At 72.8% G+C, this 16,789-nt stretch carries 16 protein-coding genes; 7 read left to right on the forward strand and 9 right to left on the reverse strand.

Annotated elements, in window-relative coordinates; translation table 11 throughout:
• Positions 1-91: 91 nt before the first annotated feature.
• The 3 genes from ACWD1U_RS00005 to ACWD1U_RS00015 all read right to left on the reverse strand — a co-directional run bounded on the left by ACWD1U_RS00005 (position 92) and on the right by ACWD1U_RS00015 (position 3,538).
• Positions 92-520, reverse strand: a complete 429-nt coding sequence (locus tag ACWD1U_RS00005) for an OsmC family peroxiredoxin (RefSeq protein ID WP_451103377.1) — start codon at positions 518-520, stop codon at positions 92-94.
• A 317-nt stretch (positions 521-837) separates the two neighbouring features.
• Entirely contained in the window at positions 838-2,913 is a 2,076-nt protein-coding gene (locus ACWD1U_RS00010) for a phage holin family protein (RefSeq protein ID WP_451103378.1), read from the reverse strand.
• Positions 2,914-3,136: 223 nt separating this feature from the next.
• Entirely contained in the window at positions 3,137-3,538 is a 402-nt protein-coding gene (locus ACWD1U_RS00015; protein ID WP_451103379.1) for a hypothetical protein, read from the reverse strand.
• A gap of 82 nt (positions 3,539-3,620) precedes the next feature.
• On the opposite strand from ACWD1U_RS00015, the gene ACWD1U_RS00020 reads away from it, so the two are divergent.
• Positions 3,621-4,394, forward strand: a complete 774-nt coding sequence (locus ACWD1U_RS00020) for an MBL fold metallo-hydrolase (RefSeq protein WP_451103380.1) — start codon at positions 3,621-3,623, stop codon at positions 4,392-4,394.
• A 35-nt stretch (positions 4,395-4,429) separates the two neighbouring features.
• Positions 4,430-5,044 carry a DedA family protein gene (locus tag ACWD1U_RS00025; protein ID WP_451103941.1) on the forward strand — a complete coding sequence of 205 codons (615 nt, stop codon included), beginning with the start codon at positions 4,430-4,432 and terminating at the stop codon, positions 5,042-5,044.
• Between the two features lie 86 nt (positions 5,045-5,130).
• Here ACWD1U_RS00025 and ACWD1U_RS00030 read toward each other — a convergent pair whose 3' ends face one another.
• From ACWD1U_RS00030 to ACWD1U_RS00045, 4 genes are all read right to left on the reverse strand, one after another.
• Complete coding sequence (locus ACWD1U_RS00030; RefSeq protein WP_451103381.1) at positions 5,131-6,174, reverse strand: MBL fold metallo-hydrolase; 1,044 nt, start codon at positions 6,172-6,174, stop codon at positions 5,131-5,133.
• Positions 6,171-7,418: an aminotransferase class I/II-fold pyridoxal phosphate-dependent enzyme gene (locus ACWD1U_RS00035; protein ID WP_451103382.1), complete on the reverse strand. Its 1,248-nt coding sequence runs from the start codon at positions 7,416-7,418 to the stop codon at positions 6,171-6,173. The genes ACWD1U_RS00030 and ACWD1U_RS00035 overlap by 4 nt, the downstream gene beginning before the upstream one ends.
• 218 nt (positions 7,419-7,636) lie before the next feature.
• On the reverse strand, positions 7,637-8,314 hold the full coding sequence (locus ACWD1U_RS00040; protein WP_451103383.1) for a hypothetical protein: 678 nt from the start codon (positions 8,312-8,314) through the stop codon (positions 7,637-7,639).
• A gap of 229 nt (positions 8,315-8,543) precedes the next feature.
• Positions 8,544-9,335 (reverse strand): RNA polymerase sigma factor SigF, encoded by a 792-nt coding sequence (locus ACWD1U_RS00045; protein WP_451103384.1) that lies wholly within the window; start codon positions 9,333-9,335, stop codon positions 8,544-8,546.
• Between the two features lie 246 nt (positions 9,336-9,581).
• Here ACWD1U_RS00045 and ACWD1U_RS00050 point away from each other — a divergent pair, with 246 nt between their 5' ends.
• From ACWD1U_RS00050 to ACWD1U_RS00065, 4 genes are all read left to right on the forward strand, one after another.
• Positions 9,582-11,375 (forward strand): thiamine pyrophosphate-requiring protein, encoded by a 1,794-nt coding sequence (locus tag ACWD1U_RS00050; protein WP_451103385.1) that lies wholly within the window; start codon positions 9,582-9,584, stop codon positions 11,373-11,375.
• 299 nt (positions 11,376-11,674) lie between these two features.
• A complete protein-coding gene (locus ACWD1U_RS00055; RefSeq protein WP_451103386.1) occupies positions 11,675-12,076 on the forward strand; it encodes a DUF2795 domain-containing protein in 402 nt (133 codons plus the stop codon).
• 69 nt (positions 12,077-12,145) lie between these two features.
• Positions 12,146-12,577 carry a CBS domain-containing protein gene (locus ACWD1U_RS00060; RefSeq protein WP_451103387.1) on the forward strand — a complete coding sequence of 144 codons (432 nt, stop codon included), beginning with the start codon at positions 12,146-12,148 and terminating at the stop codon, positions 12,575-12,577.
• 34 nt (positions 12,578-12,611) lie between these two features.
• Complete coding sequence (locus ACWD1U_RS00065) at positions 12,612-13,154, forward strand: type 1 glutamine amidotransferase domain-containing protein (protein WP_451103388.1); 543 nt, start codon at positions 12,612-12,614, stop codon at positions 13,152-13,154.
• Between the two features lie 134 nt (positions 13,155-13,288).
• On the opposite strand, the gene ACWD1U_RS00070 is transcribed toward ACWD1U_RS00065, so the two are convergent.
• Positions 13,289-13,576, reverse strand: a complete 288-nt coding sequence (locus tag ACWD1U_RS00070) for a DUF6158 family protein (protein WP_451103942.1) — start codon at positions 13,574-13,576, stop codon at positions 13,289-13,291.
• Between the two features lie 64 nt (positions 13,577-13,640).
• On the opposite strand from ACWD1U_RS00070, the gene ACWD1U_RS00075 reads away from it, so the two are divergent.
• Entirely contained in the window at positions 13,641-14,741 is a 1,101-nt protein-coding gene (locus ACWD1U_RS00075; protein WP_451103389.1) for a baeRF2 domain-containing protein, read from the forward strand.
• Positions 14,742-15,002: 261 nt separating this feature from the next.
• On the opposite strand, the gene ACWD1U_RS00080 is transcribed toward ACWD1U_RS00075, so the two are convergent.
• On the reverse strand, positions 15,003-16,622 hold the full coding sequence (locus ACWD1U_RS00080; RefSeq protein ID WP_451103390.1) for an ABC-F family ATP-binding cassette domain-containing protein: 1,620 nt from the start codon (positions 16,620-16,622) through the stop codon (positions 15,003-15,005).
• Positions 16,623-16,789 lie beyond the last annotated feature (167 nt).

Here is a 16,789-nt window from a genome sequence, read left to right on the forward strand (position 1 = left end):
CGTCCGCCCACCCGGGTGGGCGGCCGGCATGGGCCAACCGGGACCCCCCCCCCCCGAGGGGGGCGGTCCCGCGCGACGTGGGTGGGCGTGCTCAGGCGAGCTTCGCGGTCAGCGTGATGGGCGTGGCCTTGAGGGCCTGGCTGACCGGGCAGCCGACCTTGGCCTCCTCGGCGGCCGCGAGGAACGCCGCCTCGTCCATGCCGGGGACGGTGCCCTCGACGGTGAGGTGGATGCCGGTGATGCCCTCGCCGGGCTGGAAGGTGACGTCGGCGGAGGTCACCAGCCTGGTCGGGGGGGTGCCGGCCTTGTCGAGGATGTTGGAGAAGGCCATGGAGAAGCAGCTGGAGTGGGCTGCGGCGATCAGCTCCTCGGGGCTGGTCTTCCCGCCCGGCTCCTCGGTACGGGCCGCCCAGGTGACCGGCTGCTCGGCGAGGATGCCGGAGGAGTCGAAGGTGACGACGCCGTTGCCCTTGAACAAGTTGCCTTCCCACACGGTGTGTGCGGAGCGCGTGGCTGCCATGACGCATCCTTTCGATGAGTATCCGGAACCGTAACCGGGTTCCTGGCCACCATCCGATCACACTCCGGTCCAACTCACGCGCAAGAGGGGGCCTCTGGCGCTGGGTACGGCTCGTCCCGGGCGATCACCCCGGCCGGGCGGAACCCCGGAGGCCGTCGCGGATCTGCGGTACGCCGATGAGGCACTCGCGGGGGCGGGTGCCGAGCAGGATCCCGCAGGGCGGGCGTGACGTGACGGCCGCCCGAAAAGCAGAGACTCCTTGAGGATGAGGTCGAGCCACCGGGGTGTGAGGACGGCTCTCCCGGCGCAGCCGGTCTTCAGGCGGCGCGCTCCTCGCTCGTCTCCAGCGGCACCTGCGGTCCGTTCGACTCGCGCAGCCAGCGGCGCAGCACCCGGTGCACGTGCTCGGCGCCGACGAGTTCCTCCCCGTCCCGCGTCGGCGCGGACAGGGCGATGGGCGACAGCAGGAACGGCTTGCCCTGGGCGCCGCCGAGGCCGCCATGGGAGCCGATCTGCTCCTCGAAGGCGAGGACTTCGCCGTCGGCCGGGTCGTGGAAGGAGTTGACCATGATGTCGGCGGTGTGCGGGAAGGAGTGCGTACGGCGTACCGCGTCGGCCGCGCCCGGGCCGAACGGGGCGAGCGGGCCCGGGTTGTGGTCGAGGTCGGCCAGCGGGATCTCGGCCCCGTACGCGCCGAGGACGACACCGCCGTGCTCCTCGCTGCGCACCAGCAGGAAACCTATGCCGGGATGATTGGCGAGGGTCGGCAGCAGCGCGGGGTGGCGGGCGTCGATCTCCTCCTTGCTCATCCGGTGCGGCACGTCCGGGAAGGAGACCAGGCCGAGGTTGCCGGAGGCCAGCACGATCGGCTCCGAGCGGCGCCGGGGGCGGTGCTGCTCGGAGCCCTCCTCCACGGGTATGCGCAGCGCGGCACGGACGGCGGCCCGGGCCTCCGCCCCGCTGCGGGTGCGCTCCGCCTTGCGCGGTACGGGCATTCCGCAGCCGGCCCGCACCAGATCGCCGAGGGTGAGGCCGTAGCGGGAGCGGAAGGTCTCGCCGGGGCTCTGACCGTGGTCGGAGAGCACGACGATCCGGTACGGGCGCGGGGCGTGCTCGGCGACGTTCTCGATCAGGGCGAGCGAACGGTCGAGCCGTTCGAGGACCTGCTGCGCGTCGCGGCTCGCCGGGCCGGAGTGGTGGGCGACCTCGTCGTAGGCCACCAGGTCGGCGTAGACGGCGGTGCGTCCGGCGAGCATGTCGCCCGTGACCGCGGCGACGACGACGTCCCGCTCGACGACGGTCGCGAAGGCCCGCACGAGCGGGTAGAGGCCCGCGCGGGAGACCCGCGGGCGCTGCTCGCGCAGGCGGGCGCGGGTGGACTGGCCGATCTCCCGGCCGACCTCGGCGACGAAGGACAGGGCGGTGCGTACGGCGTTGGCCGGGTCGGAGAAGTAGGCGAAGTAGCCGTCCCGGGAGCGGTTCTCCCGGCTGCGGCGGCGTGTGGCGATGGACAGCACGAGGGCCTGCTGGTCGGCGCCGCCGCTGAACAGGTTGCCGCGGCTGGCGCCGTCGACGGTGAGCAGTCCGCCGTGCCCCGCGTATCCGACGGCGCGGCGCTGCAGTGCGGCGGCGCTGGTCGGGCGGTTGCAGACGACCACCTCGCCGGTGTCCTTCTCGTACCAGCGGAACGCCGGGACGTCGTGGTTGCTGCCGTGCAGGATGCCGAGCTGACTGGCGCCGGTCTGGCTGGACCAGTCGGTGCGCCAGGAGGTGAGGCGGTGGGTGGGCCGGCCGCCGTCGCCCAGGTCGAGCCAGCGGGCGACGGTCGGCATCAGGCCCTTGTCGACCGCGTCGAGCAGTGTGTCGTGACCGACGCCGTCCAGTTGCAGGAAGACGGTGCCGGGGCCGGCCGGACAGGGTGGTCCGGACCGGCGGCGGCGGCGGTCGGAGAGGCGGTACAGCCTGCGGCGGTAGGCGTCGTCGTCGCGCACGGCCAGGGCTGCGCCGGTCGCCGACGCCACGGCCGACATCACGGCGGCGACCACGACGGCGGTCTCCGGGGCGGCGGCTCCGCGCTCGCCGGGGTTGAGACGCAGGGCGAGCAGCAGGAGGGCGCCGTTGAGGAAGAACACCAGCAGGCCGAGCACGAGCGCCGGTACCAGGAGCAGCAGCCGGACGAGCAGCGGCCACACCACGGCCGACAGCAGACCGAAGGCGCCCGCGCCGAAGGCCGCCGTGACGGCGATGTCGGTCGCGCTGTCCCCGTCCTGCGAGCGGAGCCGGAAGTCGGGCAGGATCCCGGCGAGCACGAGCATGGTGACGGTGGAGACCGCCCACACGGCGACGCTCCGTCCCACCTGACTGGCGACCCTCCGCCACCGCACGCCCCGCACGCCCCGCCACCTCACGTCCCGGCCCGCCGCGACCACAAACCCTCACCCAAAGTGTCTCAACGCCCCGAAGACGCGATCCGTCCCTCGAATGTCCCTTCGAGCCGGGGTCGCCGTCTCCTTCCCGCCACGGCGGCGGCCAAGCACGACCGCCCGGCCCGACGGTGCGGAACCGGGGCCGCCGGGCCGGTCCGCCGCTACCCGCCCGACGCGGCGAACCGCTGCGTCAGCGCCCGTCGTAGCCGGCCGTCGGCATCGAGAGCCGGCGGTGCACCCGTGCCTTCATCGCCGCGTCGTACGCCGGTTCCGCGTGACCCACCGTCTCGACGCGCACCCCGCGCCGCGCGCACTCCGCGGTGAACTCCTCGACCGAGGCGAGCGCGCTCTCCAGGACCCGCCGGCTGGGCGCCACGAACAGGTCGAGGCCGGGCCGGACGCCGTCCCACAGCACGCCGTGGTCGGGCCGCAGCCCCCGCACCAGTAACTCCCGGCTCACCACGTAGCCCCGCTCGGCGGCCCAGCGGGCGCACATCGCGTGCTGGCTGCGGGAGTCGACCAAAAACGGATTTTCGTCCAGTTCCTCCAGCGGCGTCAGACTCGCGATCGCCGTGACCCGCACCGGCACCATGGCGTCCCCCTCACCTCCGGTTTCGCCGCCGACCCTACTCCTGCACGTAGGCTTCGGGGAGTCGCGCGAAGGAGGCAAAGAAGTGCCGGTGGAGATCACCTGGTGGGGTCACGCCACTTGCACGGTCGAGGATTCGAACGTACGCGTACTCACCGACCCGTTGTTCGCGCGCCGGCTCGCGCACCTGCGCCGCCGGCGCGGAGCCCTGCCGCCCCCCGGCGCCCACCACGCGGACGTGGCCCTGGTCTCGCATCTGCACGCCGACCACCTTCACGTGCCGTCGCTGATGCGCCTCGCGCCGGGCACGCGCCTGCTCGTGCCCCGGGGCGCGCGCCGAGCCGTACCCGGGCTGCGCCGGCTCGCGCACCTGCGGGTGAGTGAGGTCGCGCCCGGGGACGAGACACGGATCGGCGATGTCGTCGTACGGGTCGTGCCGGCGCGGCACGACGGGCGGCGGCTGCCGCTCGGGCCGCACCGCTCCCCCGCCCTCGGCTACGTCATAGCCGGCGAGGCACGGACGTACTTCGCCGGGGACACCGGGCTGTTCGAGGAGATGGCCAAGGAGGTCGGGCCGGTCGAGGTGGCGCTGCTGCCGGTGGGCGGCTGGGGGCCGTACCTGGGCGAGGGGCATCTGGACGCGGGCCGGGCGGCGGAGGCACTGGCTCAGCTGGCGCCGCACAGTGCCGTACCGGTGCACTACGGCACGTACTGGCCGATCGGGATGGACGCTGTGCGCCCTCACGAGTTCCATGCGCCGGGCCATGAGTTCGTACGGCTGGCGGCCCGGCGTGCGCCCGGCGTGGCGGTGCATCGGCTGGAGCACGGGGAGAGCGTGCGCCTGGGGGCGGCGCGGTGACTTGGAGCGCGCCCATAGCGCAGGCCGGCTTGCCCCTGCTCGCGGTGTCGGCCGTGACCCCGGCTGCCGTGGTGCCGGAGTCGACGCAGCAGGCGATCGGGTACCCGACGCTCTTCCTGCTGGTGCTGGCCGGGGCGCTGGTGCCGGTGATTCCGACGGGTGCGCTGGTGAGTTCGGCGGCGGTGGTCGCCTTTCACCAGACGGCGCCGTTCTCGTTGGCCGTGGTGTTCGTGACGGCGTCACTGGCGGCGTTCCTCGGCGATGCGGCGCTGTACTGGCTGGGGCGGCGCGGGTTGAAGTCGAAGAACGGGTCGCGGTGGCTGGAGGCGATCCGGAAACGGGCACCGGAGGATCGGCTGGCGCAGGCGCAGGAGAAACTGGCCTCGCACGGGGTGGCCGTGCTGGTGCTGTCCCGGCTGGTGCCGGCGGGACGTATTCCGGTGATGCTGGCCTGTCTGCTGGCGAGGTGGCCCGTGCGGAGGTTTTCCCGGGGGAACCTGCCAGCCTGCTTGGCGTGGGCCGTGACGTATCAGTTGATCGGGATTCTCGGGGGGTCGTTGTTCGACGAGCCGTGGGAGGGCGTGGTCGCGGCGATCGGGCTGACCTTGCTGATCAGCGTGGTGCCGAGTGTGATTCGGCGGGTGCGGTAGGGCCGAGGGAGGGGACGTGGCCTTCGGGGTGGGGATGGTCCGTGGTTGTTCGCGCAGTTCCCCGCGCCCCTTCCAGGTCCGTTCCGCTACAGCACCTTTGACGCCCCCACCGGCATGTCCCAGAGGTTCTCCCGGGGCAGGCCCGTCTTCTCCCAGGCCACCCGGACCCGGGTGAGGGGCTCCAGGACCGGCTCTGCCGACAGGACGAACGTCGCCCAGTGCATGGGGGCCATCCTGGTCGCGCCCAGGTCCTGGGCCGCGCGGACCGCTTCCTCCGGGTCGCAGTGGACGTCTCTGAGCCACCAGCGGGGGTCGTAGGCGCCGATGGGGAGGAGGGCCAGGTCGATGCCGGGGTAGCGGCGGCCGATGCGGGAGAACCAGTGGCCGTAGCCCGTGTCGCCTGCGAAGTAGACGCGTTGGCCGCCCTGGTCTGTGAGGACCCAGCCGCCCCAGAGGCTGTGGCAGGTGTCGGTGAGGGTGCGCTTGGACCAGTGGTGGGACGGCACGAAGTCGAAGCGGACGCCGTTCAGCTCGGCCGCTTCCCACCAGTCGAGTTCGGTGACGCGCGTGAAGCGGCGGCGGTGGAACCAGCGGGCGAGCCCGGCCGGGACGAACACCGGCGTGTCGCGCGGCAGACGGCGCAGGGTGGGGGCGTCCAGGTGGTCGTAGTGGTTGTGGCTGATGACGACGGCGTCGACCCGCGGCAGGTCCTCCCAGGGCACGCCCACGGGCGTGATGCGGGCCGGGGTGCCGAGGATGCGGCGGGACCAGACGGGGTCGGTGAGGACGGTCAGTCCGCCGATCTGCAGCACCCAACTGGCGTGCCCCGCCCAGGTCACGGCGACCGTCGCCGCGTCGACGCGGGGCAGCGGGGCCGGGGCGTAGGGCAGGCGGGGGATGCCGGCGAGGCCTTCCGGGTCGGGTCTCACGGCGCCTTCACGGGCGAAGCGGGCCATGGCCTTCAGGCCGGGGAGCGGGGCGGTCAGCCGGTCGTGGAAGGTGCGCGGCCACACTCTCCGCTCGGCCAGCGGCCGGGGTTGGGCCAAGGGCGGCGCGAGCGGGGACGGAAGGGCCGGGTCGTCGGCTTCCTGGGTGGTCGTGCTCGTGGTCGACTCGGACTGCTGCGTCATCGAGGAGGCTCCCATCGCTGAGCGTCGTCGCGGAGATCGTCGAAGACCGACTTCAGTTGGATCAACGCACGGTGGACGTGCGGCAGTTCCAACGGCGTGGGTGAGGTGAGGCACTCCGCGCGTTCCGGGTCGGAGCCGGCCACCAGTGCGCCGGTGCACAGCCGCACGCGCGGGGCTTCGAGTTCGTCGCCGAAGCGATGGCCGCCCGGGGCGGGCATGCCGAGGCGGGAAGTGAGGAAGTCCTCCAGTTCCTGCGCGTCGCCGACGCCGTGCGCGGTCAGCGCGGGACGCAGCGGGGAGAGGTCGACGTACAGATGACGGCCGGCCTGCGGGGGCCGGGCGAGGGCGCCCGCGGCGACGACGGCGGAGTGTGCCGCGGCGGCCACGCTCGCGTGCAGGCGTACGGCGGTGGCGACGCGGGCGGTGACCGGTTCCGGTTCGGCCAGGGCGTACGCAGCCGCCGCGGCGACCGGGGCGGCGACGCGGGCGTCGAGGGCGGTGAGCACGTCGAGCACGCGCGCGTGGAGGCCGTCGCCCTCGCCACCGACGGGGAAGCGGGCGACAGCGGCCGGCCAGCCGGGCGGGAGCAGGGCACCGGCCAGGTCGGAGACGACGGTGACCCGGTCCGGCAGCATCTCGGCGGGGCTGAGCAGCACCGTGCCGTGCGGGTCGTGCAGGGTGTCGCGCCAGGTTTCGTCGCTGACGAGGTGCAGGCCCTCCCCCTGGGCGGCTTCGACGGTCTCGTGCAGCAGTTCGGGAGGGGCGACACCGGCCGTGGGGTCGTCGGCGACGGACAGCACGAGCAGGCGCGGGTCGCCGCCCTCGGCGCGGACCCGACGCGCGGTCTCCAGCAGGGCGTACGGGTCCGGGACGCCGCCGCTCTCCGGCGGCGTCGGCACATGGAAGACGGGGCGCCCCAGCAGCCGTGCGTACGGCGCCCACCAGGCGGCGCAGGGTCTGGGCACGAGGACGTCGCCGCCGAGGGCGGCGGTCAGAGCGAGCAGCAGGGCGGGGGCACCGGACGCGGCGGCGACACGATCGGGGGCGCAGCGCAGTCCGCGCCGGTCCCAGTAGCCGCAGGCGGCCTCACGCAGGACCGGGCCGCCGCCGACCGGCTCGTGGCCGCCTCGGGACGCGGCGGCGGCGAGGACCGCGGACAGTTCCGGCAGCACCGGCAGCCCGTCGTCCGGGAGGGGCGGCCCGAACCGGACGGGGCCGTGGCCTTGCGGGTCCGTCCGCCGCATCCGTACCTCCGCAGTGCCTGGTGCCGCCGTGTGGTGTCGCCTCCGGCGCGTGCGCCGTCCGCTGCCCGGTGGTCCGTACGGTGCGGCTCGTGCCCTCGGTCACTGGGTACCCACGGTGCCGCCGCCCCATGGGCGTACGGCCGGGTAGTGACGGTCACAGCATGACCGGGCCGAGCCGGGGAAAGCGGGGGCTCGCGAGGCGGTGGTGCGCGCCGGGGTCAGCGATACGGGTCGCTCTGCCGGGTGCGCAGCCGGTGCACGGCGGCGGCGAGCGCGCCCGCGATCAGCACCCCGCCCGCGACCAGGGCCGGCACGGAGTCGGTGAAGGCACCGCCGTCACCGGCCCGCACCCCGCGCTGGACGGCCGCCCCGCCGCAGTCGGAATGGTGCGATTCGAGGTGGTGGGACGGTTCGGGGCAGGGCGTGTGGGTGGGTTTGTGGGTGGGCATGTGCGTGGGCTTGTGGGGGCCGGAGCCGTGGGCCACCGTGAACGTCGCGCTCCACTGCTTGCCCTCCCCGCCGGGAGCCGCCGGGCAGGTGCCGTCGACGGTCCACGCGGAGTCCTCGCCGGGGGCGTCCGGATCGCCCTCGAAGTTCTCGGCCGAGGCGATCCGGGCGGTGCCGCGGTAGGCGGGGCCGGACGTCTCGTCGTCGTTGCCGGTGACGCGGCGCAGCGGGACCGTGCCCTCGTCGAAGGCCTGCGAGGTGGCGTCGATGCTCTCGGGCGGCGACCCCCCGGTCGGATCACAACTGACCGAGACGACGAGCGTGCCCCCGGGCTCGACGGTGGCGGGACTCACCTCGGCGGCCGGTTCGGCGGAAACGGCGGGCGCGAACCCCACCAGGGCGACCCCGGCGAGGACGGCGACGGACAGGGCGTTGCGGGTGCGGCGCATGGAGGGGACTCCTTCGGTCGTCATGCCCCTCTGCCATGACAGCCCCACCGCAGCGGCCCTGCGCGGAACGGGACCCCATTAGCGGGACAGCACCCTCCAACCGGGTGAAAGCGGAGCTGCCCGCAGACCCCGGGCATCCGCCCCGGCCCCCGCGGTGCCAGGCCCTGTCGTCACCTTCCCGCCTGCCCCGCCCTCCGGGCGACGACGGGGATGGGACGACAGGCCCTTACTAGGCGGCATCCCGCATGACCTGCTCCCGCACCCGCCCACAGCACCGGCTGATCAGCCGGGACACATGCATCTGCGAGATCCCCAGTTCCTCGGCGATCCGGCTCTGCGTCATGTCCCGGAAGAACCGCATGTACAGAATGGCCCGCTCCCGCTCCGGCAGCGCCGCCAGTCGTGACCGCACGGCCTCCCGGTCCACCACCGTGTCCAGCGCCGGATCGACGGACCCCAGCGCGTCGCCCAGCGAGTACCCGTCCTCGCTGCCGGGCAGGTCCGCGTCCAGGGACAGCGCCGTGAAGCTCTCCAGCGCCTCCAGACCGGCCCGGACGTCCTCCACGCTCATCTTGGCGTGGGCGGCGATCTCGGCCACCGTGGGCCGCTGGCCGGAGACGGTCTGGGACAGCTCCTGGCAGGCGAAGCGCACGCGGTTGCGCAGTTCCTGGACGCGGCGGGGGACGTGCAGGGTCCACATGTGGTCCCGGAAGTGCCGCTTGATCTCGCCGGTGATGGTCGGCACGGCGTAGCTCTCGAAGGCGCTGCCGCGCTCGGGGTCGTACCGGTCGACGGCCTTGACCAGGCCCAGGGCGGCCACCTGGCGCAGGTCGTCGAGGCTCTCGCCGCGGCTGCGGAAGCGTCCGGCGAGGCGGTCCGCCATGGGCAGCCAGGCCTCGACGACCGCGTCACGGAGCGCGTCGCGTTCGGGGCCGACGGGCATGGAGGCGAGCCGGGAGAAGGCCTCGGCGGTGTCGGGGGCGTCGTGATGGGGGTGCTTCGCACTGGTTCGGGTCGGCATGATGCGTCCCCATTCCCTTGAGAGTGCTCCGGGCTGGACGGTCACCGCGGTGAGCGCATCGACTGTGCGGACCAGGTGCGCCGGTGGCGGCGCGTATCGCCGCTCCCACGGACGTGCCTCCTGTCCGAAGCACTGAGGTGCGCCTGCCCCCGGCCCCCGCGCGCAAACACCGGCCAGGTTTTCCCCCGTCGCACAGGGTGACCCGTACTGCCGGCCCTTTTCCCCTTCGCGTCCGGGAGGTCGTACATGAGCACCAAGGTCTCCGACCACGTCCTGCAGAGGCTGCGCGAGTGGGGCGTGGAGCAGGTCTTCGGTTATCCGGGCGACGGCATCAACGGGCTGCTCGCCGCGTGGGGCCGGGCCGGGAACGAGCCGCGTTTCGTGCAGTCGCGGCACGAGGAGATGTCCGCGTTCCAGGCGGTCGGCTACGCCAAGTTCAGCGGCCGTCTGGGGGTGTGCGCCGCGACGTCGGGGCCGGGCGCGATCCATCTGCTGAACGGCCTCTACGACGCCAAGCTGGACCACGTTCCGGTGCTGGCGATCGTCGGCCAGACGCACCGCAGCGCGATGGGCGGCTCCTACCAGCAGGAAGTGGATCTGCACTCGCTGTACAAGGACGTCGCCTCCGACTTCGTGGAGACGGTGACGGTGCCGGAGCAGCTGCCGAACGTGCTGGACCGGGCGATCCGCACCGCGTACGCGCGCCGCTGCCCGACGGCGGTCATCATCCCCGGCGATGTGCAGGAGCTCGACTACTCGCCGCCGACGCACGAGTTCAAGATGGTCCCCTCCAGCCTGGACCGCAGCCCGTGGACGGCGGTCCCCTCCGACGACTCGGTGCGGCGGGCCGCCGAGATCCTCAACTCCGGTGACAGGGTGGCCATTCTGGTCGGTCAGGGCGCGGCCGGTGCGCGGGCGGAGGTGGAGCGGATCGCCGAGCTGCTGGGCGCGGGCGTCGCCAAGGCGCTGCTCGGCAAGGATGTCCTCAGCGACGAACTCCCGTACGTCACCGGCTCGATCGGTCTGCTCGGCACGCGCCCGTCGTACGAGCTGATGCGGGACTGCGACACCCTGCTGACCATCGGTTCGTCGTTCCCGTACTCCCAGTTCCTGCCGGAGTTCGGAAAGGCGCGGGGCGTACAGATCGACATCGACCCGCACATGGTCGGCATGCGCTACCCGTACGAGGTGAATCTGGTCGGTGACGCGAAGGCCACCCTGGAGCGGCTGATCCCGCTGATCGAGGACGGGCGCGGGCGCGAGTGGTACGACACGGTGTGCGACAACGTGACGCGCTGGCGCGACGTCATGGAGCGCCGGGCCGGGCTCGACGCCGATCCGATCAACCCGGAGTACGTGGCCCGCGCGCTGGACCCGCTGCTGCCGGACGACGCGATGGTCACGTCCGACTCGGGCTCGACGGCGAACTGGTACGCGCGGCACCTGACGATGCGGCCGGGCATGCGCGGCTCGCTCTCCGGCACGCTGGCGACGATGGGCTGCGCGGTGCCGTACGTGATCGGCGCGAAGTTCGCGCACCCGGACCGGCCGGCGATCGCGCTGGTCGGGGACGGGGCGATGCAGATGAACGGGATGGCGGAGCTGATCACGGCGGCCAAGTACCGGCATCTGTGGGACGATCCGCGGCTGGTGGTCGCGGTGTGGAACAACCACGACCTGAATCAGGTCACGTGGGAGATGCGGGCCATGGAGGGCGCCCCGTCGTTCCTGCCCTCGCAGGAGCTTCCGGACGTGCAGTACGCCGCGTTCGCACGCTCCCTGGGGCTGACCGGCATCCGGGTGGAGAAGCCGGAGGACGTCGAGGCGGCCTGGCGTGCCGCACTGGAGGCGGACGGCCCCGCGGTCGTGGAGTTCCTGACCGATCCGGCTGTCCCACCGATCCCGCCGCACGCCACCTGGGATCAGATGGAGGCGACCGCCGCGTCGGTCCTCAAGGGCGACGCGGACCGGGGATCGATGGTCAAGCAGGGTTTCAAGGCGAAGGTGCAGGAGTTCCTGCCGGGGCGGGCGAAGAAATAGCCGCCGCGGGAGCGGGGGGCACACCGACCGGTTCGCGCCGGTCGGCGTCCTCCTGCGGCAGCAGCAGTTCCTCGTAACGGCCCAGCACGAGCACCACTCCGAGCATGAGCAGCGGGATGAGCACAGCGAGCATCGCCATGACGGGTCCTTCCCCAGTGATGTGTGGGGGGGTCCGAACCGGGTCTCCCGGAGGCGATGGCGCAAACCGGTGCGGACGGCGGCGATCGACCGGCCCGAACCTGTGTCGGCCCCCGGTGTTCGGGTACGCGGTGCTGGCCCCCGAACGTCTGGAGGGAGACATGCAGCGAGGAAGCGACCGGCTGAGCGTCCACCGGGACGACGAGATGAAACACGAACTGCAGGGTCTGCTCAGGTCCGGGCACCCCACGCGCAGTGAGGAGTGGCACGACCCGGAGCCGGCCGCCGAGGACGATCCGGAGGTCGCGTACGGGCCGGTGACGCCGAGCCGCGCGCCGACGTCCCTGGAGACCGTGCGGCTGGAGCTGGCCCGGATTCTGGGCCGCAGGGCGTTCCCCGCGAGCCCGCGCGAGCTGACCCACGCGTTGCGCGCCCAGCAGGCGCCCGACGCCCTGGTCGAGGCTCTGGAGCAGCTGCCGCGCCAGGAACGCTACGGCAACGTCCAGGAACTGGCCCAGGCCCTGACCCGGGCCCGGGAGACCGGGCCCGAGGAGTACGCGTAGGGACCGGTTCGGGGGCATCGCGGCGTGCCGCGGTGCCCACCGGCCCGGGAAGGGACGGAGGCCCCGCAGATGGCCGAGTACGTGAAGGACGTGATGACCGCGGGTGTCGTCGCCGTGCGCCCGGACGCCTCGCTCGTCGAGGCGGCGCAGTTGATGCGCTCGCAGAACATCGGCGACGTGGTGGTGGCCGAGGGGCAGGAAGTGATCGGTGTGCTCACCGACCGCGACATCACCGTCCGGGCCGTCGCCGACGGCGCCGACCCTATGACGGTGAGCGCGCATACCGCGTGCACGAGGAATCCCGTGACCGTGACGCCGGACGACCGGGTGGCGACCGCGGTCGCGCTGATGCGTGAGCACGCGGTGCGCCGGCTGCCGGTGGTGGAGAACGGGCTGCCGGTCGGGATCGTGAGCCTCGGCGACGTGGCCGAGGCCGAGGACCCCGCCTCGGCACTCGCCGACATCAGCCGCGCCGAGCCGGACGGCCGGGGCGGGGCGTGAGCAGGCAGAACGAGAAGAAGGGACATCAAGCATCATGCGTATCGCGTTTCTGGTCGCACCCGAGGGCGTCGAGCAGGTCGAGCTGACCGACCCGTGGCAGGCGGTGAAGGACGCGGGCCACGAACCCGTGCTGGTGTCGACGCAGGAGGGTGAGATCCAGGCCTTCAACCACCTCGACAAGGCGGACACCTTCCCCGTCGACGAGGTGGTGGGCGAGACCACGCCCGGCTCGTTCGGCGCGCTGGTGCTGCCGGGCGGTGTGGCGAACCCGGACTTCCTGCGGATGGACGACAAGGCCGTCGCGTTCGTCCGGGACTTCTTCGAGCAGGGCCGCCCCGTCGCGGCGATCTGCCACGCGCCGTGGACGCTGGTCGAGGCGGACGTCGTGCGCGGCCGGGAACTGACGTCCTGGCCGAGTCTGCGGACGGACATCCGCAACGCGGGCGGCACCTGGGTCGACCAGCAGGTGAAGGTCTGCGACCACGGCGCGAACAAGCTGGTCACCAGCCGCAAGCCGGACGATCTGAAGGCCTTCTGCGAGACGTTCCTGGACGTCTTCGCCGAGACGGCCGCCTGACGGCGTCGCGCGCGGAGCGGCCTGTGGGGCGTCGGCACCGCAGGACGTCTTCGGTGCCGGCGCCGGGCGAGCGGAGCCGGGCCGGTTGTCGCCGGTCCGGTTCGCACTGGTGCAGGCGCTGTCCCGCGAGGGGCTCAGGTGCCGGGGGTGGTGGGAGTCGCCGACTCCCCGCTCCCCCGCTCCCGGGCCCCTTCGCGTGTGCGGCCCGCAGCCACCGGGCGGCGCGGGTTGCGGCGCAGGTACTCGCCCTCGAGCTGCGCCATGCGCTCGTTGTGGGCGCGCAGCGCGTCGTTCGAGCCGTACAGCAGCGTGTCGTGGCGCGTGCGGTGGATGGTCTCGAGCTCTTTCATGAGCTGCTGGTCGTCCAGCCGGTCAGGGTCCACTCCGGTCATCGTGTCGCCCCGCTCGTCGTGTTCGCTGATGCGGTCCGGGTACCCGCCCCGGGAGCAAAGAGCACTACCCCCGAGCGGCACCCGGGAGGGAGCCATGGATCTCGCTTTTCTGCACCCACTGTACGAACACCCCGGGCCTTGGGCCTCCGTGTACGTCGACACCTCACGGCACACGGAGGACACCCCCCACGAACGGCAGCTGACGGCTCAGGCCATGGCCCGGCAGCTGGCCGCGCAGGGCGCGGACGAGGCGACGTGCCGGGCCGTGCAGGGCGCGATCGAGGATCTGCGGCACTCCTCCGAACCGCACGGCCGGGCCCTGTTCGCCCGCGCCGGCGAGGTCGTCCTCGACCCGCCGCTGGCCCGTCCGCCGCAGGGCGGCGACTGGGCCGAATGGGCGCCGCTGCCCCGTGTCACGCCGCTGCTGGAGCTGGCCGGCGGGGACCCGATGTGCGTGGTGGCCTACGTCGACCGCAAGGGCGCGGACTTCGAGCTGCGCAGCGCGCTGGGCCGGCAGGACGCGGGCGGCGTCACCGGGCGGCAGTGGCCGGTGCACCGGACGAGTTCCGTGGACTGGTCCGAGCGGCATTTTCAGCTGCGGGTGGAGAACACCTGGGAGCACAACGCCGCGGAGATCGCCGACGCGCTGGCCGTGTGCCAGGAGGAGACACGCGCCGACCTGCTGATTCTCGTCGGTGACGACCGTGAGCGGCGGTCCGTGCACGAGCGGCTGCCGAAGCGGCTGCACGGCCTGGTCGTCGAGGCGCCGCACGGCACCGGCAGCCGGCTGCTCGACGAGGACGTGGAGCGCGCCCGCGCCGAGCATGTGGCGCGGCAGGCCGAGGCGGAGCTGGAGCGCTTCCGGGCCGCGCGCACCCCGGACGGCGAGGGCCGGGCGGGGGCCGTGGAAGGCGTGCCCGCGCTGGTCGAGGCGGCGCGGGAGCATCGCATCGACGAGCTGCTGATCCGCGTCGACGGGCCCGACGCGCACCGCGAGGTGTGGATCGGCGAGGACCCCGACCAGATCGCGGTGCGGCGTACGGATCTGAAGATCCTCGGCGAGCAGCACTCGTGGCCGGCCCGGGCGGATGACGCGTTGATCCGGTCGGCTGTGGCCACGGACGCGGCCGCCCTGTCGGTTTCCGAGCGGGAGGTGCCCTCGGGGGGTCTGGGGGCGCTGTTGCGCTGGAAGTGACCAGATACCGGTAGGCCGGCGGCTCGTCTGCTCGCCGCGGGTCGCGCGCAGGGGCGCGTGGGAGCTGACCGCACAGTTCCCACGCGCCCCTTCGACGCGTGTCCTCAGGTGAGCAGCGCTCCCCCAGTCACCACCCGCACTCCGTTGCGCTTCAGGCTCCGCTCGACGTACCGGATGCGCGGCCCGAACGGCAGCAGAAGCAGCCCCACGCCGCTCAGCCCGGTCGATTCCGTCCCCTTGCGTCCTTGTGGCCCCGCTCCCCTACCGTGCCCGTTCCACCCGGCGTTCGTCCCAGACCGGGTCCGGGGTCTCCCGGACCCGGCCGTCGCTGCCGAACACCAGGTAGCGGTCGAAGGAGCGGGCGAACCAGCGGTCGTGGGTGACCGCGAGGACGGTGCCGTCGAAGGCATCCAGGCCCTCTTGAAGCGCCTCGGCGGACTCCAGGTCCAGGTTGTCGGTCGGCTCGTCGAGCAGCAGGGCCGTCACGCCCTGCAGCTCCAGCAGGAGGATCTGGAAGCGGGCCTGCTGGCCGCCGGACAGTCGCTCGAACGTCTGCTCGGCCTGGTTCGTCAGCTCGTAGCGGCGCAGCCGGGACATCGCGGCGCCGCGGTCCTGCGCGTGCTCCTTCCACAGGATGTCCAGGAGCGTGCGGCCCTCCAGTTCGGGGTGCGCGTGCGTCTGCGCGAAGTGGCCGGGGACGACCCGGGCGCCCAGTCTCCACCTCCCCGTGTGCGCCACGTCGTCACCGGCGAGCAGGCGCAGGAAGTGGGACTTGCCGGAGCCGTTGGAGCCCAGGACGGCGACGCGCTCACCGTAGAAGACCTCCAGGTCGAAAGGCTTCATCAGGCCGGTGAGCTCAAGCTGCTCGCAGGTGACGGCCCGGACGCCGGTACGGCCGCCCTTGAGGCGCATTTTGATGTCCTGCTCACGGGGCGGCTCCGGCGGCGGGCCGGCCTCCTCGAACTTGCGCAGACGGGTCTGGGCGGCCCGGTAGCGGGAGGACAACTCGTCGCTGATCGAGGCGGCCTGACGCAGAGTCAGGACGAGCTTCTTCAGCTGGGCGTGCTTCTCGTCCCAGCGCCTGCGCAACTCCTCGAAACGGGCGAAGCGTTCGCGTCGGGCCTCGTGGTACGTGGCGAAGCCGCCGCCGTGCACCCAGGCGTCGGCGCCGGCGGGGCCCGGTTCCAGGGAGATGATGCGCTGGGCCGAGCGGGCGAGGAGCTCGCGGTCGTGGGAGACGAAGAGCACGGTCTTGCGGGTCTCGGCGAGCCGTTCCTCCAGCCAGCGCTTGCCGGGCACGTCGAGGTAGTTGTCGGGTTCGTCGAGGAGGAGGACCTCGTCGGTGCCGCGCAGGAGGGCCTCCAGGACGAGGCGTTTCTGCTCGCCGCCGGAGAGGGTGCGGACCTGCCGCCACTGCGCCTTCTCGTACGGGATGCCCAGCGCCGCCGTGGTGCACATGTCCCACAATGTCTCGGCCTCGTAGCCGCGGGCCTCGGCCCAGTCGGCCAGCGCCTGAGCGTACTTGAGCTGCGCGGACTCGTCGTCGACGGTCATGATGGCGTGCTCGGCGACGTCGACGGCGCGGGCCGCGTCCCGGATGCGGGGGGCCGCGACGGAGACGAGCAGATCTCGTACGGTCGTCTCGTCGCGTACGGATCCGACGAACTGCCGCATCACGCCGAGTCCGCCGCCGACGGTGACGGATCCGCCGTGCGGCTTGATCTCTCCGGAGAGCATGCGCAGCAGGGTCGTCTTCCCGGCGCCGTTGGGTCCCACGAGGGCAACGACGGCCCCCTCCCCCACCCGGAACGAGACATCACCCAACAGTGCCCTTCCGTCGGGCAGGCAGTACTCCAGGTGCGCGGCTTCGAGGTGACCCATGGGCGCGATTGTCCGTGGCGGGTCTCGGGGTGGGCAAACGCATTTCGGGGCAGGGGGCAAAAGTCATGCCGGGCCCGGAGGCCAGCGACCCTCTTGCAGGACCACGAAAAACATAACGGGGAACAGGACCGTCCCGCTCTGGGCACTGACATCTCGTCGGTCCAAAT

It is taken from the genome of Streptomyces sp. NPDC002788 (assembly GCF_053592115.1).